At 49.6% G+C, this 24,516-nt stretch carries 33 protein-coding genes, 1 tRNA gene and 1 pseudogene; 4 read left to right on the top strand and 31 right to left on the bottom strand.

Annotation, left to right across the window (positions count from 1 at the left end; genetic code table 11):
* Positions 1-3: 3 nt before the first annotated feature.
* The 27 genes from EIO64_RS04360 to EIO64_RS04235 all read right to left on the bottom strand — a co-directional run bounded on the left by EIO64_RS04360 (position 4) and on the right by EIO64_RS04235 (position 15,224).
* Positions 4-492 (bottom strand): hypothetical protein, encoded by a 489-nt coding sequence (locus EIO64_RS04360; RefSeq protein WP_136890828.1) that lies wholly within the window; start codon positions 490-492, stop codon positions 4-6.
* 229 nt (positions 493-721) lie between these two features.
* Positions 722-4,360, bottom strand: a complete 3,639-nt coding sequence (locus EIO64_RS04355; protein ID WP_346730076.1) for a DUF5906 domain-containing protein — start codon at positions 4,358-4,360, stop codon at positions 722-724.
* Positions 4,354-4,746, bottom strand: a complete 393-nt coding sequence (locus EIO64_RS18975; RefSeq protein WP_346730075.1) for a hypothetical protein — start codon at positions 4,744-4,746, stop codon at positions 4,354-4,356. The genes EIO64_RS04355 and EIO64_RS18975 overlap by 7 nt, the downstream gene beginning before the upstream one ends.
* Positions 4,747-4,749: 3 nt before the next feature.
* Positions 4,750-4,971 (bottom strand): hypothetical protein, encoded by a 222-nt coding sequence (locus EIO64_RS04350; RefSeq protein ID WP_136890827.1) that lies wholly within the window; start codon positions 4,969-4,971, stop codon positions 4,750-4,752.
* Positions 4,968-5,531, bottom strand: a complete 564-nt coding sequence (locus tag EIO64_RS04345; protein WP_136890826.1) for a hypothetical protein — start codon at positions 5,529-5,531, stop codon at positions 4,968-4,970. Before EIO64_RS04345 ends, EIO64_RS04350 begins: the two co-directional genes overlap by 4 nt.
* Positions 5,532-5,533: 2 nt before the next feature.
* Complete coding sequence (locus EIO64_RS04340) at positions 5,534-6,121, bottom strand: hypothetical protein (protein ID WP_136890825.1); 588 nt, start codon at positions 6,119-6,121, stop codon at positions 5,534-5,536.
* Positions 6,114-6,278 carry a histidine kinase gene (locus tag EIO64_RS04335; protein ID WP_136890824.1) on the bottom strand — a complete coding sequence of 55 codons (165 nt, stop codon included), beginning with the start codon at positions 6,276-6,278 and terminating at the stop codon, positions 6,114-6,116. The genes EIO64_RS04340 and EIO64_RS04335 overlap by 8 nt, the downstream gene beginning before the upstream one ends.
* Positions 6,279-6,396: 118 nt before the next feature.
* Positions 6,397-6,954, bottom strand: coding sequence for a cell wall hydrolase (locus tag EIO64_RS04330; protein ID WP_136890823.1), 558 nt, complete (start codon positions 6,952-6,954; stop codon positions 6,397-6,399).
* 10 nt (positions 6,955-6,964) lie between these two features.
* Positions 6,965-7,933 carry a DUF6353 family protein gene (locus EIO64_RS04325; protein ID WP_136890822.1) on the bottom strand — a complete coding sequence of 323 codons (969 nt, stop codon included), beginning with the start codon at positions 7,931-7,933 and terminating at the stop codon, positions 6,965-6,967.
* A gap of 159 nt (positions 7,934-8,092) precedes the next feature.
* On the bottom strand, positions 8,093-8,698 hold the full coding sequence (locus EIO64_RS04320; RefSeq protein ID WP_136890821.1) for a hypothetical protein: 606 nt from the start codon (positions 8,696-8,698) through the stop codon (positions 8,093-8,095).
* Positions 8,699-8,787: 89 nt separating this feature from the next.
* Positions 8,788-9,039 carry a hypothetical protein gene (locus EIO64_RS04315; RefSeq protein ID WP_136890820.1) on the bottom strand — a complete coding sequence of 84 codons (252 nt, stop codon included), beginning with the start codon at positions 9,037-9,039 and terminating at the stop codon, positions 8,788-8,790.
* A 71-nt stretch (positions 9,040-9,110) separates the two neighbouring features.
* Positions 9,111-9,875 carry a DUF6353 family protein gene (locus EIO64_RS04310; protein WP_136890819.1) on the bottom strand — a complete coding sequence of 255 codons (765 nt, stop codon included), beginning with the start codon at positions 9,873-9,875 and terminating at the stop codon, positions 9,111-9,113.
* Complete coding sequence (locus EIO64_RS04305; protein WP_136890818.1) at positions 9,808-10,176, bottom strand: hypothetical protein; 369 nt, start codon at positions 10,174-10,176, stop codon at positions 9,808-9,810. The genes EIO64_RS04310 and EIO64_RS04305 overlap by 68 nt, the downstream gene beginning before the upstream one ends.
* Positions 10,177-10,208: 32 nt before the next feature.
* The gene (locus tag EIO64_RS04300; RefSeq protein WP_158629695.1) at positions 10,209-10,373 is read right to left on the bottom strand and encodes a hypothetical protein; all 165 of its coding nucleotides are present in this window, start codon (positions 10,371-10,373) and stop codon (positions 10,209-10,211) included.
* 48 nt (positions 10,374-10,421) lie between these two features.
* Entirely contained in the window at positions 10,422-11,228 is an 807-nt protein-coding gene (locus EIO64_RS04295) for a DUF6353 family protein (RefSeq protein ID WP_136890817.1), read from the bottom strand.
* A 13-nt stretch (positions 11,229-11,241) separates the two neighbouring features.
* Positions 11,242-11,571, bottom strand: a complete 330-nt coding sequence (locus EIO64_RS04290; RefSeq protein ID WP_136890816.1) for a hypothetical protein — start codon at positions 11,569-11,571, stop codon at positions 11,242-11,244.
* 31 nt (positions 11,572-11,602) lie between these two features.
* A tRNA-Phe gene (locus EIO64_RS04285) sits at positions 11,603-11,678 on the bottom strand.
* A 63-nt stretch (positions 11,679-11,741) separates the two neighbouring features.
* Positions 11,742-11,957 (bottom strand): CTP synthase, encoded by a 216-nt coding sequence (locus EIO64_RS04280; RefSeq protein ID WP_136890815.1) that lies wholly within the window; start codon positions 11,955-11,957, stop codon positions 11,742-11,744.
* 56 nt (positions 11,958-12,013) lie between these two features.
* Positions 12,014-12,379 (bottom strand): hypothetical protein, encoded by a 366-nt coding sequence (locus EIO64_RS04275; RefSeq protein ID WP_346730074.1) that lies wholly within the window; start codon positions 12,377-12,379, stop codon positions 12,014-12,016.
* Positions 12,380-12,436: 57 nt separating this feature from the next.
* Entirely contained in the window at positions 12,437-12,778 is a 342-nt protein-coding gene (locus EIO64_RS04270; RefSeq protein WP_136890813.1) for a hypothetical protein, read from the bottom strand.
* Between the two features lie 164 nt (positions 12,779-12,942).
* Complete coding sequence (locus tag EIO64_RS04265) at positions 12,943-13,353, bottom strand: hypothetical protein (RefSeq protein ID WP_136890812.1); 411 nt, start codon at positions 13,351-13,353, stop codon at positions 12,943-12,945.
* Positions 13,354-13,397: 44 nt separating this feature from the next.
* Entirely contained in the window at positions 13,398-13,625 is a 228-nt protein-coding gene (locus tag EIO64_RS04260) for a hypothetical protein (RefSeq protein WP_136890811.1), read from the bottom strand.
* Positions 13,626-13,758: 133 nt separating this feature from the next.
* Positions 13,759-13,941 (bottom strand): hypothetical protein, encoded by a 183-nt coding sequence (locus tag EIO64_RS04255; RefSeq protein WP_136890810.1) that lies wholly within the window; start codon positions 13,939-13,941, stop codon positions 13,759-13,761.
* A gap of 32 nt (positions 13,942-13,973) precedes the next feature.
* Positions 13,974-14,180 carry a DNA-directed RNA polymerase gene (locus tag EIO64_RS04250; RefSeq protein WP_136890809.1) on the bottom strand — a complete coding sequence of 69 codons (207 nt, stop codon included), beginning with the start codon at positions 14,178-14,180 and terminating at the stop codon, positions 13,974-13,976.
* Between the two features lies 1 nt (position 14,181).
* Entirely contained in the window at positions 14,182-14,604 is a 423-nt protein-coding gene (locus EIO64_RS04245; RefSeq protein WP_136890808.1) for a hypothetical protein, read from the bottom strand.
* Entirely contained in the window at positions 14,604-14,855 is a 252-nt protein-coding gene (locus tag EIO64_RS04240) for a hypothetical protein (protein ID WP_136890807.1), read from the bottom strand. The genes EIO64_RS04245 and EIO64_RS04240 overlap by 1 nt, the downstream gene beginning before the upstream one ends.
* A 33-nt stretch (positions 14,856-14,888) precedes the next feature.
* On the bottom strand, positions 14,889-15,224 hold the full coding sequence (locus EIO64_RS04235) for a DUF6431 domain-containing protein (protein ID WP_136890806.1): 336 nt from the start codon (positions 15,222-15,224) through the stop codon (positions 14,889-14,891).
* An 86-nt stretch (positions 15,225-15,310) separates the two neighbouring features.
* Between EIO64_RS04235 and EIO64_RS04230 the strand changes: the two genes are divergently transcribed.
* The 3 genes and pseudogenes from EIO64_RS04230 to EIO64_RS04220 all read left to right on the top strand — a co-directional run.
* On the top strand, positions 15,311-16,561 hold the full coding sequence (locus EIO64_RS04230; RefSeq protein WP_346730073.1) for a site-specific integrase: 1,251 nt from the start codon (positions 15,311-15,313) through the stop codon (positions 16,559-16,561).
* A gap of 222 nt (positions 16,562-16,783) precedes the next feature.
* Entirely contained in the window at positions 16,784-17,656 is an 873-nt protein-coding gene (locus EIO64_RS04225) for a LysR substrate-binding domain-containing protein (protein WP_025545771.1), read from the top strand.
* Positions 17,657-18,140: 484 nt separating this feature from the next.
* Positions 18,141-19,155: pseudogene (locus tag EIO64_RS04220) on the top strand (ABC transporter ATP-binding protein); the annotation flags it as partial.
* 137 nt (positions 19,156-19,292) lie between these two features.
* Here EIO64_RS04220 and EIO64_RS04210 read toward each other — a convergent pair.
* From EIO64_RS04210 to EIO64_RS04195, 4 genes are all read right to left on the bottom strand, one after another.
* Positions 19,293-20,141 (bottom strand): carbohydrate ABC transporter permease, encoded by an 849-nt coding sequence (locus EIO64_RS04210; protein WP_025544226.1) that lies wholly within the window; start codon positions 20,139-20,141, stop codon positions 19,293-19,295.
* Positions 20,142-20,154: 13 nt separating this feature from the next.
* Positions 20,155-20,781 (bottom strand): carbohydrate ABC transporter permease, encoded by a 627-nt coding sequence (locus tag EIO64_RS04205; RefSeq protein ID WP_249390891.1) that lies wholly within the window; start codon positions 20,779-20,781, stop codon positions 20,155-20,157.
* Positions 20,744-21,037, bottom strand: coding sequence for a hypothetical protein (locus EIO64_RS04200; RefSeq protein WP_249390928.1), 294 nt, complete (start codon positions 21,035-21,037; stop codon positions 20,744-20,746). The genes EIO64_RS04205 and EIO64_RS04200 overlap by 38 nt, the downstream gene beginning before the upstream one ends.
* A gap of 115 nt (positions 21,038-21,152) precedes the next feature.
* Positions 21,153-22,478: an ABC transporter substrate-binding protein gene (locus EIO64_RS04195; protein ID WP_119311474.1), complete on the bottom strand. Its 1,326-nt coding sequence runs from the start codon at positions 22,476-22,478 to the stop codon at positions 21,153-21,155.
* Positions 22,479-22,780: 302 nt separating this feature from the next.
* Between EIO64_RS04195 and EIO64_RS04190 the strand changes: the two genes are divergently transcribed.
* Positions 22,781-24,490, top strand: a complete 1,710-nt coding sequence (locus tag EIO64_RS04190) for a sensor histidine kinase (protein ID WP_158629694.1) — start codon at positions 22,781-22,783, stop codon at positions 24,488-24,490.
* Positions 24,491-24,516 lie beyond the last annotated feature (26 nt).

Here is a 24,516-nt window from a genome sequence, read left to right as displayed (position 1 = left end):
TGCTTATTCCTGCGGATACTCGCTCGCAGCATACTTCTCGGCGAACTCATCCTCCTCAATGGTGACATACATCGTCTTGAGGTAGGCCTTCACACCGCTCTTCTCGTTCTTGGTGCCCTCCTGAATGATCCAGTTATAGGGGCGGATGATAAGATCCACATTGCTGATCTCGGCAAAGTCGAGCGCGCCGATGGACTCCTCATCGAGAGGCGTCTGCTTGCGGCGGGTGACCATGACGACCTTGGGCGGGAAGTTCTTGAAGCTCACCGCGACCTGGAGATAGTGGCGAGGCTCGTCACCTTCCTCACGGGGAGGCATCACGCGGATATTCCAGCCGTCTTCGATCAGACGCTGAGCATCGTTGTGGTCCTCGATGATAACGCAGAAATTTCGATCACCGGCACGGTTGTACTTGTCCTCCTTACCGGAAAAGTTCCGGAAGATAATGCGGGCGTTTTCGATGATGATGTTGTCAGTAGCTTTACGACTCATAATTAAGACTCCTCTCAACTGTTAAAACGGATATTGGAATGGACTATAATGGGCTCGTTCACGAGCTTCCTTGTGTGTCAGTTCCTCTTTTTCAATGCAGTGGGTGCAGATGTTTTTCATAGGCTGCGGCTTCTTTTTCCACCGATAAATGTTCTCGCAGTTTCTCAGTCCACATCGCCTGCAAGTAAACCAGCGGAGACCATCTTTTGTGAAGTTTTTCTCCATAGAATTACCTCACATCGAACGGTGTACTGTCTTCTTCATGGGGTTCGCCGGGGCTGAACCAAGGCGGCGTGTCAGAAACATACGGGTCTTCAGAAACGAACCACTCGAAATCGCCATACTTGGAAATATCGGTGGCCGCAGCATCAACGAGAGCATCATAGTATCTCCGGTCAATGCAGTCTTCCTTTCCGAGAATTTTGACCATCTCAGATTCCATCCATAGATAGTCTTTTGTTCCGACGACGGAATCGTACTTGACATTGCCGTTCTTATCGGTGTTTTGACGAACGAGTGAACCTCCACCACAACCGGACTTAATCGGGGTAAACAGTCCGACCTTTCCGATGAACTGCAAAGTATGACCATTATCAAGTACAAGGTTATCCTCGGACTGTATTGCCATGTCCGGATTGTTGATATAGGCCGCGGCTTCATCAGGGCTTCTGTCAATATAAATAGCAGAGGTAACGGACTTCGTCTCACACATATCCTCGAAGGTGATCTCCTCATGCGAGAAGAGCTTCTTGAAGACATATGGGATCTGGAACTGAGTGCCCGTGGCTGTCCACTCGCCGGCGTGTTTACCATCCTTGTACTTGGCAATATAAACGGCATTGTTGACGAGGCACATGCGATCATAAGTCGCTTCGTGCTCGAAAATATAACCGTACATCTTGCCGTAGTCCATGACGAACTGAATGATTTCAGGTGTAGCGTCTGGGATCTTGATAGAGTCCGTCTTGATGTGAGCAACAACAAAGCCCCGTTTCTGAACCTCGTGCTTGAGGTTGATCATAAACAGGGCTCCGCGCTTGGCGACGATATTATCTTTGTTACGGTTGTCATGGAACGGATTCTCGAAGCTGGCCGAAGTCAGGCCGTAAACGGAGTTGATGGCGATTTTTAGCGCCTGTGCCAGAGCATCGGCGGCACTCTCGTCCGTCAGATACTTTGCCAGAGCACCGTTCAGCATCTTACGAGCCTTGTCGAACTCCTTATGCTTAATGGCGACACGAGCATCACGGATCTCACGAAACCGCTTCGTATAGACCGGTCCGAAGAGATCTTCTGCGATGATGCTTGAGGGATGCATAGAAGCAATATCCAGCAGAGCGATATTTCCGTACATACCAGGCTCGGCATAGACATAGCCGCCCTCGCCAACTTCTTCGCCGCGATAAGTAGACTTGCCTTTATCGAACTTGTAACCAGGGAAGATCGGACGGTCTTTCTTGTCAAACGCCGTATAGTTGTCATATTCTTCCGGCCCAAACTTGAACGGCAGATCGTCCATGCTGCAAATCTGACTGGCATCACCCATGTCACGGTAATTGAACTGATCCTGCGGCTTCTTGTTTCCACCGAAGATAATCTTGGCGGTCAAAGTGTTCGTGGTATCGTTGACGGTCATTCCAGCCACATCGGCCAGGATCTCACGAGCTATGAAGTCAGCCTTACGGGCATTGAATACTGCCTCCGTAGCAATGACATCATTGTCACAATACTCGGCAACCTTCTGCCACATGCTCTCCGGAACAGGCTGGTCCCACGGAAGGCCAAGCTCCTGATGGTGGATGCCGAGTTCAATCTCCCACTTCTTCAAGCTCTGTTTTTTCGAGCAGAAGTCGTAAACATCAGTGTAAGAGACATTATAGGCTTCGCCAAAGAAGCAGTTGTTGCTCTTGGATTTCTTTTCGCTGCCGATGATCCGCTGAGACAGGTTGTAAAGCTGCTCATTGGTATAGCCCATCAAGCGAGCATAAAGAATGTGGTTATCATACCGCCGGCAGTTGAAGCCGATGAGTCGGAACTTCATCAGGCCCTCGATGTCTTCAGAGGTCGGGTTGATCATCCGAACCACAGGTTGTGTGCTTCCTGCAAACTTCCAGTTCACGAGGAAAAGGTTCGGAAACACCTCGACATCATAAAAGACGAGGTCAGCGGTTTCGTTCTTGGCCGCAGGGGCGGCATCGGCAGATTTGAACGGCATCTTGTTAACGAGCTTGATGCAATACTCTGCCTGATTGGTGCTGTTGGCGGCAAAGGCCAGGACGGCATTGCGCATATCGGTAACATCGTAAACCATGCCGCTTTCATACGCATCCGTCAGAATCTTGTGGATAAAGTCGATACTGGGCTTAGTTGCAGGGTGGATCTCCTTGTTGAGATTTCTCTTGATTTGAACCCTAAGCCCTTTCTCGCTCTGAACCACCTTGTTGTTTACCATGCTGCTTTCTCCTTTCAATGGTAACCCAGAGCTTATGGTTGCAATAGGTAGGTTGTTGAACTTAGTGAGTTTCCGGCGCAGCGAGCTTTTTCCAGTGAAGACCTTCACCTCAATATGGTCGTCATAGATACGGCTCAGCCTTGTCGGATCGCCGGTGTAAATATAATGTAGATGGATACCCTGACCACCCTTGCTGACCTCGGCATAGGTTGGAGGCCACTTACTCGCCTCTGCCAGGTTCAGGTCAAAGCACTTATTGCCGTTCTCGTCCGGAATATCAAAGTCGATGACGATATGGTTCTCAGGCACCTTGACATAGTGGAGCTTAGAGGTATCCAACTGCGAAAGAGTCTTCGTGACTTTTTTCCATTTCTGCGAGGGCGTTTCTTTAGATGTGGCATATTGAGCAGGACAGTCCGCACAATCTTTGTCGAATGCGGATACTGTTCCATCAAACTGAATCAGCCGAGTTGTGGGCTCCGGCTTATCAATGATGGTCTGTTCCTCAAATTTTTCAGTTCTGAAGCCACTGTAATAGCTCCGAACACGAGTGCCATCTTCCATACTGAAGCGCTCTGTGTAGTCATGGAAATAGTTCTTCAACTCTTCCTTGAACGCTCGTTGGCTGAGGGGGTACGAGACCTTTGCTTCCTCATTATAGGTCTTATACATCTCCCAAGCAGCCTTGAGGGACGTTCCGTCTTCACGCTTGAAGACTGGGTAGGAATCAACGATGTAGTTGTAGAAGTCATTGGAGGCCCCCAACATAGCAATCGGAATATAACCGTCATAGTAAGCTGGATCTTCCAGATAGACCTCTTGACAGTGGTAAGCAATCGGGCCAAGTTCAAACGGGATGTGCTTCATGATGGTCTTGTACTCGTTCGGCTCGACCTTATCTCCTGTTGGGGAAACATCAATCAAACGTCGAATCAGACCGGATTTAGCGTCCGTAATACGAACCGGTTTGTTTGTGCCCATAAAGAGGAAAGCCTTAAAACGGTTGGCGTAAGTTGATTTGAACTTCTCGTTGACCGTCATTAGCTCATGCGAAACAAGGCTGTTAAGTCTCGTATTATCCTCAATACGGGACAGGTCACCATCATGTTGAATAGCAACCAACGGGTTCGTCTTGAACGCCTCCAGCGCAAATGCATTGCTTGAAGAGCCGAGAGCCTTAGCATCGAATACAGAGTAATAACCATCAAAGAGCTGCTGAATGATGTTGAGCACCGTGGACTTACCAGTACCAGCGGCGCCGTAAAGCACCATGAACTTTTGCAGCCTCTTGGAGTCACCGGACACGACTGAACCAATGGCCCATTCGATTTTGTGCCGCTCGGCAGGAGAGTACAGAACACTCATGAGCTTGTCATAAGAGTTCGCCTCACCCTGCTCAAGCGGATAATTCAGCATCTTGCTGGCATAGTCTTTTTTCCCGTTTTGCTGTTTGAAAATATCAGTTTCTCGTCGAGCATATGGAACTGGTCCTTCATCTGCTTCTGGCAGTATTTGTGCCAGGTGTCGATCATTCCGGTTTCCGCGTCCCACATGTGCATGACTCGATAATTGTCATCAAAACGCTTACAGTTTTCCTCGGCGTATCGGTCCAGTTCGCGGTCGATCAGGTCAACCGCATCCTGTTCATCAGTCGACCACAATCCCCGTTCCTCAATCCAGATAGCGTAGAAATCGCCGCCTCTAATCATGAGGTCGCTGCTTTTCTTGATGATAAACTTGGGATAGATCTCGATGATACCACGCTTGCCACTGCGCGTTGCAATCACCAAGAAGTCTAACATTGATTACTCTCCTTCGCTGCGCTCCAACTTCTTTACTCGAACAGAGAGCTGATAGACCTGCTCCTCCAGCTTCCTGCGCTCCACCTCGGTTGCTGCGGCAAGAACCATCGCCCCTACCGCAATCAACTTGAACATCTTCGTGCTGCGAGCCTGCCGCTGCATCTGCTTGCAGAAATTCTTAGACGGCATGACCGTCACGAAAATATCATGCGTGATCGTATTCATGTTAAACTCCCTTCTCTGATGATCTCGTTAAGATAGCAATTCATCTGATACCAGATTTCCATAGACCGCATATCAAACCGAGGGTTACGGATTGTGAACAGACCGCCCTTACCATCCGGTGCGTAGTCATGATCCATAAAACGGTCGAGAATCTCGTCGACCCGAACAGGATCAAACCGAACATCGCTCATGGAACCAAGGCCCAAACTGACAAGCATACTCCAGAACCACTGTCCGGTGCGGTTGCCAATATCAGGGTCTTCCATGATGTGTTCTTCACATCGAATGGCAAGGGCGATCATCATTTCAAGGATGCTGCAAGGCCGAATATCAAGGCAGTTGGCAATTACAGCATCACGATAGCCTTGCTCGCGACCGAACCGATACCTAAGCTCGATGCCATCCTCGGCCCGGTTGCCGTCCATCGGGATTGTGTATGCAAACTCCGTGTCGTGGAGCTTGTAGAACAGTCGCCGGTAGGACTTATTAGAATATCGGTCGTCGACCACGAGCCGGTACATCCACTCGAAATATGGATCATTAAGCTCGTTTTTGGTCAAGGTCAGACCTCCTCGTCATTATTCGGAGGAAAGTTTTTCTTCTTGAAGTCGCTGAAATCACGCAGATCCTTGAGAATCTCGTAGTCACAGCGCTTTGCATCACTCCTTACGAACACCGAATCGTCTTCGTATTCGCCGAAGTGGTCCAGCCCATCGCCGATGATTTCCTCCACATCATCAACGATTTCACCGCACTCATCAGCCAAGATGCCATCAGCGAAGTATGTCAGGCTAACTTTCGTATAGTCTTCAAGTTCTCCGAATTCATCAGGAGAGATGACATACGGAACTTCACCAGGCGTTCCCGAGGGCTTCTCGTCAATCGTTCTGGAGTAGTCCTTATAACCAGCCTCCTGCAAACGCTGAGTGTACTCGGTAATGCTACCCTTATCCATGTTCTTGGCAGCATTTACAAGCGAGACAGTTTTTTCTTCCGTTGTCGGTTTCTCACGCTTGGTGTATGCTGCTTTGACCGAGGCAATCTCTTCCTCGGCGAGTTTTGCGTACTTATCCTTCAGATAGTACCAGGCGCCTGCTGCGCCGATAGTAAGGCCTGCCACAAAGGCAAAGCCGGTAGATGCTTTACTCATCTTCGTCCTCCTCGTCATCTCGGATGCTCATGACGGTCATAGCCAGACCGCCAAAGAGTAAAGCGCCACTCAACAGCAATCCTCCGGTGATGTGACGCTTACGCTTTGTGTCAAGAACATAGTCGAGCATGGAAATGAAATTCGCAATTCCCTCCATGTCAGTCACTCCTTGTAGCTGAGGACTGCTGCTCCGCCCACCAGGCAGAGGCCGGACATAGTCGCCAGGGTATAAGAGAGCAGGGAAAGCATGATCTTCTTCATAATTGTTCCTCCTTTTAATCATAGCTTGAGAAGTAATGGTTTCCGACCTGGAACATAGGAACTCCATAGTCGCTATAATGGCCCGCATTGAAGAACACGACATCGTAGTCAGTACGATTTTCAAGTTCTTCTTCAACGAGCTTTACCAGCTCGTCCATAACATAGCAGCGGGTGATACGGTCGCCGTACATACCTGCATACTGGTTTTTCTGCCAGATGACCTCAGAGATCGTGTCCGGGAAATGCGGATCATCTACACGATTGAGAACGCTGTCAATGACCAGTCGCTGGCCCTGCTCGCATTCTCCCTCGGCTTCCGCCATAGCGCAGAGAGCAAGAAGCTCGATCTCCTCCCTCGTAGCCAAAGGCTCTTGTTCGGGAGTGGGTGCAGGCTCTTCCTCTGGTAAAATATCAGTGGATGGAGCAGGTGTCTCGACGATCAGAGAGAGAGGTTCCGTCTGAATCATAGGCTGTTCCGGAACCGTTTTGGTCGTCGTTGCATTTATCACAAAGTTACAGGATATGAAAATCGCCCCGACGAAGATGAGAAGGCAGATAAGCAATTTTTTCATCGGCTTGTCCTCATGCGAGATAGTCATTCTGGTGGTCGACGATCTTGGAAGTGATGTCGCCGACAACATTGAAGTCCAGAATGAACGCGCGCTTGTACTCGTCCGAATCAGCATCGTGACGACGAATCTCGGTCATACCGAAATCAACAAAGTTGTCGCCGTAAGGCTTCTTGTCGTCATAGATCCAACCGACAACAGCGCCGGCTTTGGTGCGCTTGAAACCGAGCATATCATAAACTTCGTTCAGGAAGAGGTGACCCTGGGACTTGAGCATATCATTCGCCTGAGCCTGACGAGCACGCAGATAGAAGAGGTTCATTTCAGGGTCCTGCTTCCAATCGGAGTGGGTATCATCAAACACTTTTGCGTAAGGGCCGTAGTCAGAGCCATCCCAGTTCTCGTCTGCGACATTCACATTCTGCTTGACCTTCTTTTCCTTGCCCTTGTCGTCCGTAACGGTCTCTTCGATCTCCTGCGCCTTGATGTTGTAGCGCAGCTCCTTTTCAACCTGTTCGCCGAAACGCTCGATTACGCGGTCACGATAATCCTTGAAAGACTTATCGACAGCAGCGTAAGCAGCCGCCAGAGCGATGTTGCGCTTCTTCATGATGTTGTGGCTTGCGAGAATGCTGGCGATAGAAACTGCACCGAGCATGACCGCGGGGGCATACAGCTTTGCGAACTTCACGCCTGTCTGAACATAGGCGATGGCGAGATCTTTCCTGCGATCCTCTGCGGAGTAGGACTCACCAGCCTTGGTGACGCCGTTTTCATTGGCCTCACGAATATCAGCGAGAGAGTTCTTAGACTCCTCGACGATGGCACCTGCCTTAGTGGTAGCCTTGCAGGCCAGAACGGCACTTGCAACAGCACCTACGATGCCGACACCGACAAGAATTTCGGGGCTCTTCTTCTGGAGCCCAAAGCCGACCTTGGAGAAGGTACGCTTTGCGGAAGTCATGATTTCATTAGCTTTCATGGTAATAAATCCTTTCTTAATTGTAGTTTTCAGCTCAGTTTTTGAGCTCTTTCATGTATTCGTAATACTCGGACTCAGTCGGGAACAGCATCCATGTTCCGTCGACGAAGCCTCTGTACCCGCTTGAGACAAAATATCCGTACATGACTGCACCTCTTTTTAGGTGATTTGGATTGCTCTGGGAAGCTGCAAGATGTAGCCGTCCCTCGTTCGGGCAACTCTGGCACTCTGAATATCAGTCCAGCCGTACTTATCAGCCATGTAATTCTGGCAAGTAAGTCCGGCAAGGTCATAGAGATCCAGCACGCTGGCCATGCCATAGTTGGCAATAGCGGATTCCAACTGGTCGAGGACGAGGTCTGCATCTCCACGGTTGTCGAAGATGATGTCATCAAATTCAAACCCGGCAACAGGTCTCGGCCGCTGATTGTAGTTTCTGCGGTCATCTCTGCGAGGATCGTCATAATACCGCTGATACGATACCTTTGATCCGGCGTTCTTCCGAGTGCCGATGCGGCCGGCTTCGCCAAAGAGAACAATGCTGACAACATCGGCGATGGCGTTCTTCAAACCAGGGATAACGACATCCGTGATGATGAAGGTTTTAACATCGCCAACTTCATCAGGCATGAATATGCCGGCAAATTTCTTGACCTCGCTCTGCTTGCGGGTCTTTGCTGTGCCGTTGACAACTTTCTCCACCCGTTTGGAGGGAGGGCTTGTGTTTTCTCTCGCGCTATGCGAGTTATCAGGATATTCAGGCATTAGTGCACCTCCAAAATTTGATAAAAAGAAAAAGGGAAAGCGCCCTGTTATTGGCACTCTCCCTTGTAGAACTCCGCAATTTACTTTTCTTAGTTTTCCTCGGAATCCTCGTCTGCCGAGTCGATTTCGGCCTTGTCGGTCTTAGCGGCTTCCGCCAGCTTCTTCGCAGCGACCTTCTCTTCGATGATCACCCGCAGCTTCTTCGCCCCGCCAATCACAGCGTAAGCAATGAAACCTCCGATGACACCGGCGAGCAGGGCACCAGCATTAGAGCTGTCCTGAGTCTCGTCGACTTCCGTAGCTTCGATTTCCTCGATCTCGTTCATTTTCTTGTCTTCCATAGTAAAATTCTCCTTTTCAAAAGTAATTTTTGTTGTTTGGTTCTCCATAATAGGAGATGCAAAATCTGCGCTTACCAAAGGTAAATAGGCGGGTGGTTGTGACCGACGACAAGGCAAGGCGTTCCATCATCAGCCAACTGTGTGCTGAAATCGAGGTCTATGTAGCCTTTTCCGTTGTCAATGTCCCACCCAAGATGCTCTCCGACCTCGGCCTCGCTCAGACCGATCTCATCGTAGAAATCATTCAGCGAAACACGCATCTCGTCGCGCATTCGTTTGTTCAGCTCATTCATAGCACGCATCAGGCGGTCGCGATCGGACTTGAAATATCGGTTTGTAAGGGGGTCGAAACAGAGAATATCACCACCGCCGGTAATGATGACCTCGCGTTCGCCAAGAGGGTGCTTCGTAAGCGTCTCCTTGGCAACTGCATCACGGATCGCCTGCTCTTTTTTCTCACCGACTACCTCAACAGCCTTCTCTTTGTACTCCTTGAGAGCCGTTTCGGAGATGGAATAAGCCGTTGCAAGGGCAGTGTTGCGTCGAAGATTTGCAGAGCTGGCGCCTACAAGGCAGGCTGTGGACAGCACACCTGTAACAGCAGCCGGAACATAGCACTTCCATGTGGTGGCAACGATCTCCTTGTTGCTCAGACGCCGGTTTTCCTTGATTTCTCTGGCGTCGATGAGCTGCAAAGCCTTTGGCGTTGCTCGAACGGCGGATACAGTGGTGGCGATCATCCCGGCAATTCCGATGCCGGTGAGGATCTCAGGGCTGTGCTTTTTTATTGACTTCTGGGCGTTTTTCAACGCATTGATAATGGTTTGTTTTGTCATTTGAGTTCTCCTCTCTAAATAGTGTCAAGCATTCATCGGCGAAATCAGCGGCAATCGAAAATATCAGTCCTTCATCCGTACCATCTGCGATAGATGAGAAAATCACCATTTTCATGGTGAACTCCTCGATCACATCTTCCGGATCTTCCATAGGATGATCCATAATTGCCTCGATCATCTCCCATGCCGCCCATCTCGAAAAGCAAGATTCTTCAAAGTGATGGCGTGGCCAATAGATTTCGGGTTCATCTGATTCGTTGAGATAGTCGAGAAGTGCTTGTACAGCCGCATCATTTGTCATGAGTTCACCTCGAAAAAAGAGAAGAGCCCTGTTTAGGACTCTTCCTCTTCGTTTCTGGCAGCAAGTGCTTCGTTGACCTTCTCCTCGATAATTGCTTCCTGCTCCTTGTTGTCGGCCCAGCCGGATAACAATGTTCCGATCCCGCCAAGGACGACTCCCGCAAGGGACAGCAGCTTAAAGATATTTCTCTGGTTCATAAAGCATGACCTCCTTTCCATAATAGGCGATGTAGTTTTTGCGGGAAATCAATAATCCCACGCAGATTCTGGTTGAGGGCCGAACTCAGCATCGACGACATAACACGGAATCTCTCCGTTCAGTCCATCATCAACCATAGCCTTTGAGTTATCGAAGTCAATCCAATACATGCTATCAGACAGCAACCAGCCAACAACATCTCCGCCTTCGACATGGCTTATTCCAAGGAAGTCATAGAAATCGTTCAGAGTTACGAACGCGCCGAGAACCATATTCCTGTTTATGTGATACTCTGCTTGCAGGACTTGGCTTATGGTTGCCTGAAAATATCTTTTGGAGAAGCTGTCGTAGAAGAGTCGCTGCTCCTCGTTGGCATCTTCAAACTCCAAAGATGAATTGGAGAAGCCTCCGGTAGCCGTAATAGGAGGCATACTGCTTTTCTCTGCGGCGATGGACTCCATGATCTTCTTGTAAGCATCTTCGCCATACAGTTCCTTCAATTTATGCTTATAGTCAGAATAGGATCGGTTTACGAGCGCATAGGCACTGGCAAGAGACGCCTGCTGCTTCTTATTGAGGGTATTCGCTCCAAAGATGCAGATGATCGTAGCGACGCCAGTGGCCGCAGCCGGTATGTAGCATTTCCAGCATGATTTGACGGCTTCGAGCTTTGTTGCAGCATAAGGGTCGCCGTCGTGATTTCTCCTGCTGTCAGCCTTGATAAGACTATCCGCTTTCGGGGTTGCCTTGACAGCCAAAACCGCGGTTGCCACAACGCCAGCGGCTCCGATGCATGTCAAAATGGTGGGAGACGCCTTCTTCAAGCTTCTCCCGATCTTAGGGTCGAGTTTCATCTGAATTCTCCTTTCATTTCATTGCATTTAAGAGATCTAAAATATCAGCAGCGACCGAACTGGCAGTTTGAAAGATCTCGTGCATCTCTTGGTTCTCTCCTGAGTGATTTGAATAGCGAGCCATCTTCATGGCGAACTCGTTTGTGAATCTGATAAATTCGTCGACCGATCCATCGGAGCGATGATGGAGTCGCTTGCGAATGTAGTTCTCAAGCTCTCTGATCGCCCACTGCTTTGTACTTGCCTCCTTGAACTCTTTTTTCCATTTCCAGAGAAGCGGAGGCGACCATGCATCCATGGTGTACATGTCGCACAAGATCAGTTCAAATTGCTCGATGTTCATGCTTTCTCCTTTCGTCCAAAATAAAAAGTAAAGAAGCAGTATCGGACTCGAACCGATCACCTCTTCACTGGTTTTGTGAAGCGCTCTACCACTGAGCTAACTGTTTCTCCATAATATGAGTTGCAAAATCTGCGAAAAAAGAAAAGAGCCGCATAAAACGGCTCAATTCCTCAGATTCCAATAGTCTTCAATAGTTTGTTAAGTTCTTCTTTTGTAAGGTCCGCATCCAAATCCAGATGGACATGAGTCTTATCGTCAATGACTGTCGTCCGGAACTCATTGAGCTGAATATCTACTTCACAGCCCAATTTTATCCGAAGTACCTTCTTTACGATCCTCGATACAAGTCCTGTCATGAATTTCGATTGAATCTTCATCTCATCCATACTCCTAACCCCTTTCATAGGTATTGGTATCCATAATAGGGGCTGCTGGATTGGCGCTAAATATCACGGCGGTCAAAGACCGTTTCCCAACGCTGCTTTTGCAAAGGCTTCATTTTCAGCGCCCACATGATTTGCCGAATCGTTACAGTTGGCCAGAGCCCGTCCGTACAAGTTCCGGCTCGTTCATCAAAGAATTCCTTGAATTTCGGGTGAACATAGAGGGCATCGGTCAGCCATGCATCCACCTCTGTCCAGAATGTGGACTTTGTTTCGGCATCATACCGCTGTTGGATCACAGCAAGACCTTTATCTCCGATTTCAAACAGTGTGCAGCTATCGTAGACCGGATGGTCGCAAATGTAACGCTTTCCGTACATTGAAAGATAAATTGTAGGCTTTTCATAGTGGTATCGCATCTCCATCTCCAAAACAAAAAGAGGAAAGCCCCTGTTACAGGACCCTCCTCCGTTGATAATGCTTTAGTCGTCAAACATTTTGCATGACGCTTTGCAGTAAGGGTAGGGACCACCGCAAGCTTTACAACCTGCGGGCGGCATGTCATCCCTGAAGATCAGATACTCGTCGCCTCTTTCATCGAGTCCGAGTTCCATTTCGTCTGAACTCTCGTACTCATAATCCAATTCCTCAATTTCCCATCCACAGGACGGGCAGGCATAAATACCGCATCCGCCTTCAGGATCTTCTTTCCGATCCATCACCGCTCCGCACTTGTTGCAGATGGCGTATCCCTTATTCAGGTAGTCCATCAATTCACTACCTGCCGGTTTAATAACCTTTCTACCTTTTCTGCGCACTTTCATTACCTCCTGTTAATCTGGAAGTAGCTGCTATTATACAGTACCCCCGGTATTAAGTCGAGAGATATAAAGAGCTCTTCGGTATCTCCTTTCCATAAAGCGCCCTGCAAAATCTACGAAAAAAGCGAAGAGAGCGTGTTTTTTACACGACTCTCAACGCTGTTGGCTCAACTCTTTCGAGTAGGCTTGAAGCGATTGAACAGATTCTTGAATGTCTGGGATGTAAATGTCCCCGTTTCCTCGAATCTCAGTCCTCTACTCATCCAAACGCCGTAGAACATCAGCGGCAATACAAGTTCCGCCGCAGCAATGCCAATCTTCGCGTACCGATCGAGAGTATTCTCGTCAAGCTGAAACGCTTTCAGTGTCGCGTCTTCGTCATGGGCTGCTTTATCCATGGCCCGACGCTCCGACTTTTCCTCGATTTCAGTTTCCGTTTTGATCTCTTCGATACGGAGCTTGTGCAGTGCTGCGAGGTTCTTGATGGCCTCCGATTTCTCGTCTTTGTTAGATGCCGAGTTGAGATTATTGATCTCGGTTTCGATTGCATCATCCAGCAATTTCTTGATTTCTGCCATATTGCATTTCTCCTTTCAATAAGTTGGCTCCATAATAGGGGGTGTTATTCATGCGGGAGGAAATTCTCGTTGCGAACGCTGAGCGTGACGGTTTTCATGCCAGAAATAGTGCGCACATCTGTGCCTAATTCGAGAAACAGAAATGGTTCGCTCGTCGGGTCAGAACGGTCGATCCGAAGATCGCCGACGGGAATGTACCTTCGCCGAAATATAAGCGTTCCGACTACAAGCCCGATGATAATGCCGACAACAATGCCAATGATGAGTTCCATGTCATACCTCCAAAATGATTTTTCAGATTTTTACCCCGGGCAATTTTCCAGATACCAATTTAGCATCTGATCCAGTTACCCGCGTGCCGGAAAATATAAAAAGAAAGAGCCGTTGTAAGCGGCTCAATCTTCTTTATTTTACAATGTGTTCTTCAAGATACTTGAGTAATCTTTTTGCTTCATCGGTCGATAAAGATACCAACACCCAACGTTCCCCATCCATGATTTCTCGATCTTTACAAGCAATCATAAAAGGTCGTTCGTCGTTATTTTCCTTATCAAACCGAAAATCTAAATTTTCAAACATAGTGTCCATAGAAAAACACTCCTTTCCATAAAGGGGTTTGCTTAATCTGCGGAACTGTCCTCGTAGACCGTCCGTTTTCTCAGAGAAGACCATGGAATGTATCTTTCTTCTCGGCAGACAGGACACCAGAACCGACTGGTCTTTCCACCGACATCGACCAGCTCGTCACTGTCAGCTTCCAGCTTGCTCCCGCAATTCGGGCAGTTGAAGCGATAGCATTGTCTGACCGCCACATTCACAATCCGCATCTCAATCACGCTCCTTACTCAGCAGCCAGAAGAACCGCCGATACAAGTTGTAGTAGACCTCGCGGCAACAGGGGATGGCATACTGCATTTTCAAGGCATTGTAGGATAGACCCTCTGTGACCCCTCGCAAAATATAAGGATAGAGGTCACCGTCCGTACCAATGGCAGCTTGCTCGACCAGTTCCATCCGTTTGGCAAAGGATACGCGAGATTCCGCACACCTTGCAGTTGGATCGCTCCGTACTTGGCCACTCTTGACGAAAATATCAAGGTCGTTCGGACGGCTGCTTAGGCCAAGCAGAGCATTATAGGCTTTCTTCCAAATCGGATACTGGAGGCAGAAATGCTTCAGTTCGTAATACCGGTGCTTGCCAATCCAGTACGGATTTTTCTCAGACAGCTCCGGACGGATTTCCGTTGCCATTATTGTCGTTCTCCTTTCCACAAAAATCCTGTCTCCTCGTAGAGACGCTTTGGGGAGATGTAAAAGTTGATACGGCCATAGCGTGAATCCATCTCCTCGATGGTGGTGACTAATTTTCCGCTGCGAGTGGCTTTGCCAATCGGGAGCCACCCTGAGACGATGCCGGCGCGGACCCATGAAGCATCTTTGCCATACACACGGGCCGCAACAGCCACGGGGACAGACCCCTGAGGGAACTCTTGCTCGTTCATTGGCGTTTACCTCCTTTCAACGGCTATTCTAAGTTAGCAACTGCGCTTTGTTAAAACAACCTCGGTGGTCCAGTCCTGAGCTTGCCATCGGACCATCGTCATTTCGCAGGGATAGTCCTCAAATCCGATGGTTTCGCAGGTGATGAAGCCCTCCAAAACACCGATGATAACTTCAGCCTCGTACTGTTTGTACGGAAATATCAGTTCAGGAAGCTCTCTATGTACGGAACCGCAGCGAGTGCATTGAAGCCGCCGCATTGGGATCTTCCAGGTCTTTCTTTCTTTCGTCCGTACAATCCGAGTAACACGGTCATAGTATTTCAAATCGCCGCCGCATTTGGGGCAGGTTGATACATCATTTGTAATCATATGCATCGCTCCATCAAAAAATAAAGTGTAGGAATATCTTGACAACTCCTACACCATAATATATGATTACAAAGGACAAATCAACTATGGAGGTGAAACTCATGCTTGTAAAATGCCCTGAATGCGAATTGCAGGTAAGCGACAAGGCTCCGGCTTGCCCTCATTGCGGCTATCCAATGAAGCCGTCTGTAAAGCGAAAACCGAGAGCCAAAAACAATAAACGAAGACGCCTCCCGAACGGGTTTGGCCAAATCAGCGAAATAAAAAACCGCAACCTTCGGAATCCCTTTCGGGCGATGGTTACGGTTGGAAAGACTCAGGACGGCAAGCCAATTTGCAAACCGCTCAAGCCTGACTCATATTTCGCGACTTACAATGACGCGTATGCAGCGCTCGTAGAATATAACAAGAACCCTTACGACCTCGGCGCCGCGATCACAGTCAAAGAGCTTTACGACAAGTGGTCGGAAGAGTATTTCAAGACGCTCAAATCGGATGGCAGTTCACGAGCCGTTACTTCAGCTTGGAAGTATTGCTCGGCTGTCTACGATATGCGAGTAATGGATGTCCGTGCCCGCCATGTGAAAGGCTGCATGGACGAGGGTGTTGCCACTGTCAGAGGGAAAGAGCAACACGCCAGCGCATCCATGAAGAACAAGATCAAGTCATTGTTCAACCTGATGCTTGACTATGCTCTGGAATATGAGATCGTCGACAGAAACTACTCGCGCACATTCAAGCTGACTGACGAAACGATCAAAGAGATCCAGAAAGTCAAGAAAGAGCACATACCTTTTACGGACGAAGAAATATCAAAGCTCTGGGAACATGTCGACGATAAGAATTTCGTTGATGTGATACTCATTCAGTGTTATTCTGGATGGCGTCCACAAGAGCTCGGCCTAATTGAGCTTGCCAATGTAGACCTTGAGAATGGCACTTTCAAAGGCGGCATCAAGACCGAAGCTGGTGAAGACCGCGTCGTACCTATCCACTCAAAAATTCGCTACCTCGTGGAGCGACATTACAATAAAGCCAAAGAAATCGGCAGCCCATATCTCTTCAACTGTAAAGACAAGCGCAGCGGCAAGACTGTGATGATGAGCTACCAACGCTATAAGGCCGGCTTTGAGATGATCCGTGACGAGCTTAATCTTAACCCGGAGCATCGTCCTCACGACGGAAGAAAGCACTTTGTCACGGCCGCAAAGAGTGCTGGCGTTGATGAATATGCAATCAAATACATGGTTGGTCACAAGATATCCGACATCACCGAAAAGGTCTACACCCAGCGAGAATTCGACTGGCTTAAGGAAGAAATCGAAAAAATAAAATAGGGTGTATTCTGTGTAGGAATGTCGATGTAGAAATAATGTAGGAATAATATATGACTTACCTACATTTCTACTCTTTCAACCACATCTTACTACTGCTTAAACCATTGAAATAACAGCACTTAGCAGTAAACAATCCGAAGAGATGTTTCTATGGTAAATATAATATATAATATTTATTTAAATATCGTTTTTTTCGATATTAAAAAGGGGAGGCACCATGGGATGAAACTGATGCAGCTGCGCTACTTTTCCGCCGTTTGCCACTTGGGTGGGGTTACCCGGGCGGCGGAGCGACTCCACGTTTCCCAGCCGGCAATTACCGCGGCTATTCAGAACTTGGAAGATGAACTGGGGCTGCTATTGCTGAGTCGGGGTGGTCGGACGTTGGTTCCCACACTGGATGGTGAGGCGTTTTTGGCCCGCTGCGATGGCATCCTGACAGAAGTGGAGGGCCTAACAGCGGATTTTCAGGCCCGGAGCCAGCGCCGGAGCACTCTTTCCGTGGGAGTGCCGCCTATGGTGGCCTTTTTTCTATTCCCCAAGATTTTTGCGGAGTTCACCGGAAGTTGTCCGGAAGTACACATTCGGCTGACAGAAGCAGGATCTGATACAGCACGGGATATGGTGCGCGCCGGTCAGCTAGATCTGGCGATCATCGCCGTGGGAGAAACGCCACCCGCTGCACTGGCCGCTCATCCACTGATGCGGATGTCCATGATGTACTGCACCGGCTACGGCACCCCCATGGCCGGGCGAGAGAAGGCGGAGTTGAGGGAAATTGCAATGGCACCTTTAATCCTATTTACCAGCGGATATTATCACCAGACCCTGCTGCAGACCCGTTTCCGAGACGCAGGACTGACGCCTAATGTGTTGTTCTATTCCAACCAACTGCTGACCATCAAGAGTTTTGTCCGGCAGAATCTGGCAGGGGCCTTTTTATTACCCCAAGTGATCGAGCCCGGGGAGAATATCATAGCCCTGCCGGTGGACCCGCCGTTGCCGCTGAACATCGCGGTGGTATGGCGGCGGGACGTATTCCTTACCCGGGAGATCCGCCAGTTTATTCATTTTATGAGAACCCGCTTTGAGTGACCTCATCATGTTGGGGCATAGAAGGCTGGAACATTGTAATATAGGCGCTTTTTCCCAAAGAAGTACGCAGAACCAAGTCCCTAAAAGCATAGAAAATTAAAAATTATTCCTAAAAAAGTCTAAGTGAAAGGTGGGGAAGTTATCAATAGCTCTGTCAATAGAAGTCGCCGGATGATCAAAGGAGCTTAGGCCCGGCTGATTTCGGCGGCTTTCTTTTTCTCGGAGTTCCCGTCATTTTGCGGTGTCAACCTGGCTCAAGAATAAAGGTGCTTCGAGGCGGGAAACACGGACGTATCCGCTCTGATTTCAAAGATAATGCGGAGTGCAGCAAAGGATTGAAGACTTGGGGCCGTCATAACAAGGTAGCGCCCACAGTTCAGGGCTGTCCGAATGGGAATGGATCATCTGCCATGAGGAGTGAGCACATGAATTGAGAGATCATGAAAAATCAAATGCTTATATTAAACAAAAATTCAAGGGGAAATTGGTCGGCCCCTCTGGTTGCGGCAAGTCGACCACTCTGCGAATGGTGGCGGGGCTGGAGGAGATCTCCAGCGGAGAACTGTACATTGATGGGAAGTTGATGAACGATGTAGCCCCTAAAGACCGGGACATCGCTATGGTGTTCCAGAACTACGCGCTCTATCCCCATATGACAGTGTATGAAAATATGGCGTTCCCACTGAAGCTGCGCAAGCGCCCTAAGAGCGAGATTGACAAAGCTGTACGTGAGGCGGCGGAGATCCTAGACATTACGCAGTACCTGGACCGCAAGCCAAAAGCTTTATCCGGTGGGCAGCGGCAGCGTGTGGCGATTGGCCGCGCTATCGTACGGGAACCCAAGATCCTGCTGATGGACGAGCCTCTCAGCAACTTGGACGCCAAGCTGCGTAATCAGATGCGCGCAGAGATTATCAAACTGCGCCAGAAGATCAATACTACCTTCCTCTATGTCACCCATGATCAAACAGAGGCTATGACTCTGGGGGACCGGATTGTTATCATGAAGGATGGCTTCATCCAACAGATCGGTACGCCTCAGGAGGTTTTTGACCATCCTGCCAATCTGTTCGCGGCTAACTTCATCGGTACGCCGCAGATGAATTTTTTTGATGCGGAGCTGCAAAGGGAAGGAGACCGGTACTCTGTGATACTTGGCGGCATCAAGGTGGAGTTGTCACTTGAAAAGAGTGCTGACTTGACCAAGAAAGGGATTTCTGGACAGCCTGTTACATTGGGTGCCCGGCCCAATCACATCATGTTGGGGAAGGGAGAAGGAGGTTATATCTTGGCCAAGGTAGATGTGTTCGAAATGATTGGGTAATGGGATCCATCTTCATGCTATGGCTGCGGGAAAGAATGCAGTCATCGTCGTTCCCACTATGAATATCAGCGGGAGCTATACGGAGCGGTTTGCTCCCGGGCGGGAACCGGACTTCTGTTTCGGCGGAAATATCTGCCACATCTTCAACACAGAAAGTGTCAATCTGGAGTACTAAGAGTCCAGAAACGCATCAAAATCCCCGGCCTTTTCCTTTATCGAAAAGGCCGGGGATTTTCAACGAAGTTCAGAACAGGAAGCAAACCTGTGGGACACGGGTTTCCATGGACTGAAAGGGAATCGAAAAAGAAGGCCTCAGCCTTTTACCGATCCGGCAGTCAAACTGGCATTCACCTGCTCTTGGAAGATAGCGAATACAATGATGCTGGGCAGCACCGCAATAGTGATGGCAGCAAACATTGCCGTGTAGTTAAAACTGAACTGGCTGGTGAAATAGCTCAGGGACAGGGGCAGGGTCCGGTTGTCTGTGGAGCTGGTGAGTAGCAGAGCAAAGGTAAACTCGTTCCAGCTCTCCAAAAAAGTCAGCACCGCCGCACTGGCCAAGCCGCCCTTGGCGCAGGGCATCATTACCTGGACAAAGGTACGGAAAAAGCCGGCGCCATCAATATAGGCGGCCTCCTCCAGCTCTGTGGGAATAGAGGCGAACGCAGATCGGAGCACCATCAGAGAAATAGGCATATTCAGCGCTGTGTACACCAGAATCAGCGCAATCTTAGTATCATAGAGGCCCAGCTTTGTGATGATATTGTACACGGGACTCATCAGCGCCGTGGTGGGAATCACCATGGACAAGGAAAGAATGGCAAAAATCGTGTTCTTGAAGCGAAACCTCTTCTTGGCGAACACATACCCCGCCATAGCTAGGCAGAACACATTCAGAATCGTTGTGATGGTGGCAACTATCAGGCTATTTGCGAAAAACTTCAGGATCGGGGCGATCTCGAGTGCCTGCACATACCCGTCAAAGCCGAAGTGGGAGGGCAAGGACAGGCCATTGGAAAAGATCTCGCTGTTGGTCTTGAAGGAGGACAAAATGACCCAGATAATGGGGAGCAGCGCCACGCACACACATAGTGCCATGAACAGATAGGAAAATCCACGGGTGACCTTCTGGGTAGGCGTTCTCTTATAATGTGCCAACATTCCGATTCTCTCCTTAGTCTTCCTTATTCATGCCGAAGATCTTGCGGATCAGCGTCATAGTGATGAAGCCCAACAGAATGATTACAACTCCGATTGTATTGGCATAGCCGTAATTGTTGGCCTTCATAGTGGTGTATAGATACAGCGGCAGATTGGTAGTGACTGTACCCGGGCCGCCGCCGGTGGTGATATAGAGCATGGAGAACAGCTGTAGCATGTATGTAGCGGCCATAATGACCGTGGTACCGATCATTTTCTTGACCACCGGGAACATCACCAGACGGTCGATCTGGAAACTGGTGGCACCGTCAATCTCCGCAGCCTCGATCAAGCTCTCATCCGTGCTCAACAACTGAGCCAGGACCAACGTGGTGGTGTATCCTGCGAACAGGAACCAAGTCAAAGTGACGGACGGGAACGCAGTTGCCGTCTCGAACAACCAGTTGTGCTGTAAACTCTCAAGCCCGACCAACTTCAAGAACGAATTTACCGCACCGTATTGGGCATTGTACAAGTTCAGAAAGATCATGGCGATAGCGGACTGGGAGATAATATTTGGAATCATGTAAGTCACACGAACGAATTTCCAGCCTCTGGGTTTTTTATACAGGATGAAGGCTAGTAGCGTACCAAGAGTCACGTGGAAGATGCAATGGATAAAAAGCCACTTGACCGTGTTGCCAAAGATGGGCCAAAAGCGATTGTCCTCCGTAAACAGCTGAACAAAATTGGAAAATCCGACAAAGGTGAAGGTGCGGGGCAGCAGGCGGTAATCGAACAGCGATGTAACGAACACCATTACCAGCGGGATTGCGAAGATCAGGATAAAGAGGATACATGCTGGCGCTAAAAACAGGGCGATCCACCCGCCATTTTTTTGTTTCATCAAATTCCATCTCCTTGTCCAAGGATAGGGAAGATCGGGCTGCCGCTAGGGCAACCCGATCCTTTGTGCGCAGATTGCGGTCACGGGCTTCCGGAGTTTCGTCTACGCCATCTCTGGCGGAAAGATCAGGACACGGCGTTTGCCGCAGCAAAATCTGTGAGGATCTGGCAGAACTGCTCCGGTGTGTAGGTGCCATTGGCCAGGTTGGGCAACTCGGCACTGAAGAGATCTTGTAGGCCGGGAACCATGTTGCCGGTGAAGGTGTTGGAACGTACCGTGCATTCGGAGGCTATGTTCAGAAACTCGCCCAGCAACGGGAAGTTGGTGGTAGCGGTATCAGTGATTTCCACAGAGGCAGCGGCGGGGACCATGCCCTGCATCTCCAGTGCCAGCTGCTGAGACTCGGGGCTGGTGAAGAACTTCACCATGGCGATGGCCGCCTCCTCCAGGGCAGGATCGTCCTGCTTGGTGACAAACATGCCTTCAATGGGGGCGTCATAGACGAAGTTGCCGGGATAGGCAGCCACACCCACGTTCTGATCAAAGCCATCAGGCGTCTTGGAGGTGTCAGAGAAATCACCGATCATCCAGGGGCCGTTGCAGATCATGGCCACGTTGCCTGAGAAGAAGTTGTTGGCCGCGTTCTCATAGGCGCCGCCCACAGCGTCCAGCGTGGTGTAGTTCTGATACCACTTCTGCATCTCGGCGACAGCGTTGACAACCGGCTCAATGTTGTAGTCGGTGGGATACTTGGTGTTCATGAACTCCAGGCCCTCATCGCCGCTGGTGGCAACCATGGCGCCCATCAGCAGCATGGAGACCCAAGCACCGTCAGCGGTGTCCATAGCCAGTGGAGTGATGCCTGCAGCCAGCAGTTTGTCGCAGTTGTCAAAAAACTCATTCCAAGTGGTAGCGGGCTGAATACCAGCCTGGTCAAATAACTCCTTATTGTAGAAGTAGCCAATCAACTGACCTTCATTGGAGGAAGCATAGATCTTTCCATCGCGGCAGTTGGCAGCCTGCCAGGCGTCGTTTTCATACATGGAAGCCCATTCGGGATCCTCGTTCACCACGTCGGTCAGGTCTACAACCAGATCAGCTTCCAGGGCTAAGTCCAGCAAGCTGTATCCGCCACCGTAGACCACGGGAGGCAGTTTGCCGGAAGAGATTTGGACTTGAATTCGATCAGCATAATTGGCATCTCCGGGGATCTCCTCAACCTCAATGCGATACTGGCCCGCATATTCTTCGTTGAAGCGACTGACCAATTCCTCCACCACGGGGGCAGCCGTGTTGGTCCCGATCTGGAAAGTGGGATAGTTGATTACAATCTCATCTTCAGAGGAGCCGCTACCATCATTGGGGGCCTCATCGCTGGTGCCGCCGCAGCCCATCAGACCGAGGAGCATGGCCAGAGCCAGTGTGCAAGACAACCATCTTTTCATCTTCATTATCGTGTTCCTCCTTCGTTTCAGGGGTATAGCTACACCCCTCCTGTATGCTTTCTCAGTATATCACGGAAAAGACTACAAATATTAAGACTCTTTTGCTCTGATTCTGGTATAAATTCGCTCAATTTTTGCCGCCGAAGGCGGAGAGAGAAGAGGGCGGGAGATTTACAGATTTCAGTGTTGAAAAAGGAAAATCCTCATTGTACAATGAACCCAAGAGAAAAGTTAGGCGGCCCGAGGCGGTGAAGGAAATGGCACATAGACGGGGAAATGTCAGGCGGAAGCGGTCTCTCATGGTCAGAATGTTTTTACTGGTCTGTGTGACGATTTTGGGACCGTCACTACTGATGCTTCTGGTGTTCTATCGTACGATCCCTGCTAGAATGGAATCACAGGCCAAGGGAAATGTAAATTTCTACATCAGCCAAGTGACTGCATCTGTTGCCAACACTATGGAATTGGCACAGGACATCGCGTATAATGCCATGATAGACGATAGCCTGTGTGCAAGTATGCAGGATTTGGACATGTATCTGGCTTTGCAGGGACGGGATGACCTGCTTCGGGTCGTGGGGGGAGTGGCGGCTTACCAATCCACTTGGAAACGGGGAGCGGTAAACAGCGTGTACCTTTTTCGCAGGGATGGGGCGTTCACCTTTTACTCCCCCAGGGGGTCCTATGAGCAGGAGCAGCGCCGAATGCAGAGTATCTATGAGGCTGCAAACGAACAATCTTCAGCAGAGACGCTGTTTTCCATAGAGAATACGCCAGAGAACACCGCCTATTTTTTGCTGGACTATAAGAATATCGATACGCTGGAACCGTTGGGCAAGCTGATTATGGAGATTGATGTAGATACTTTACTGAATGCTGGAGACTTGACGGAACTCTATCCAAACACATGCTTGGCGCTCTCAGATGGAGAGGGAAAACTGCTATACGGGGAGGGGGAGGACCTGCAAGAACTTCTGGAGCAGACTGAGGATAACTCTTCCTATCTCCAAGGAACTGCCCCGGGTTGGCAGGGCCGCTTTTACCATGTCAGTCAGCGTGTGGACGATGAGGAGCTGCGGGTGGATATTTTTATACCACTTCCGTCCATGTACGATTTGGTTTGGGAGGGGAGTTGGATTTTCTCAGCCCTGTGTATCGCGATTGTGCTGCTGACGGTTCTGGCGGCTGCGGTCGCCTATCATCGAGTGCTGGGGGATCCGCTGCAGAAAATGGAGGGGATGCTGCACCGGATGGCGGAGTCAGACTATGCCGCCCGTATGCCTGACAGCGGCTATCGGGAACTGGCTGATCTGGAAACTACATTTAACCAGATGGCTGATAATCTGGAGGCATCCTGGAAGGATGCCTATCAAAAGGGCATTCGATTGCAGGAGAGCGAATCACGCCTGTTGGCTGCGCAGATCAATCCGCACTTCATCTTTAATGTGCTGGAGACCATCAATATGCGTTGCGTGGATGCTGGATTGAAAAATATTTCCCGTATGGTTACGGACCTGGCGTGCCTGCTTCGGGGAAATATCGGTGTGGGAAGCAGCCAGAAAATTACATTTGAACAGGAGCTCGGTTACGTCCACTATTATTTGGATTTACAGAGAGAACGATTTGGGGAAAAGCTCTCTTACTCAGTGGAATACGAGGACGAGGACCTTTTGCGGTACCTGGTTCCGCGGCTGACGATCCAGCCTCTGGTGGAAAACGCCATCGTCCACGGGCTGGAACCCCGGCGGGGCTTAGGAAGCGTGGCAGTCCGGCTGTGGGAGGAGACGCAGAATATTTGTGTGCGAATTGAGGATGATGGCGTAGGCTTTGATCCGGAAAATCTGGATCTCGCAAGAGAGGTGGAAAGTGCCGGACAGCACAATCATATTGCACTAACAAATGTACTTCGCCGTCTGCATCTGCTATATGGAGACCGGGCGGATCTGCAGATCCGTTCGAAACCCGGTCAGGGTACCACCGTGCTGCTGACTTTGCCGCTTGATCAAACAAAGGGGTGAGAAACCATGCCGTACACTGTGATGCT

The organism is Dysosmobacter welbionis, assembly GCF_005121165.3.
GTDB lineage: Bacteria > Bacillota > Clostridia > Oscillospirales > Oscillospiraceae > Oscillibacter > Oscillibacter welbionis.
This window is presented reverse-complemented; position numbering and strand designations above follow the sequence as displayed.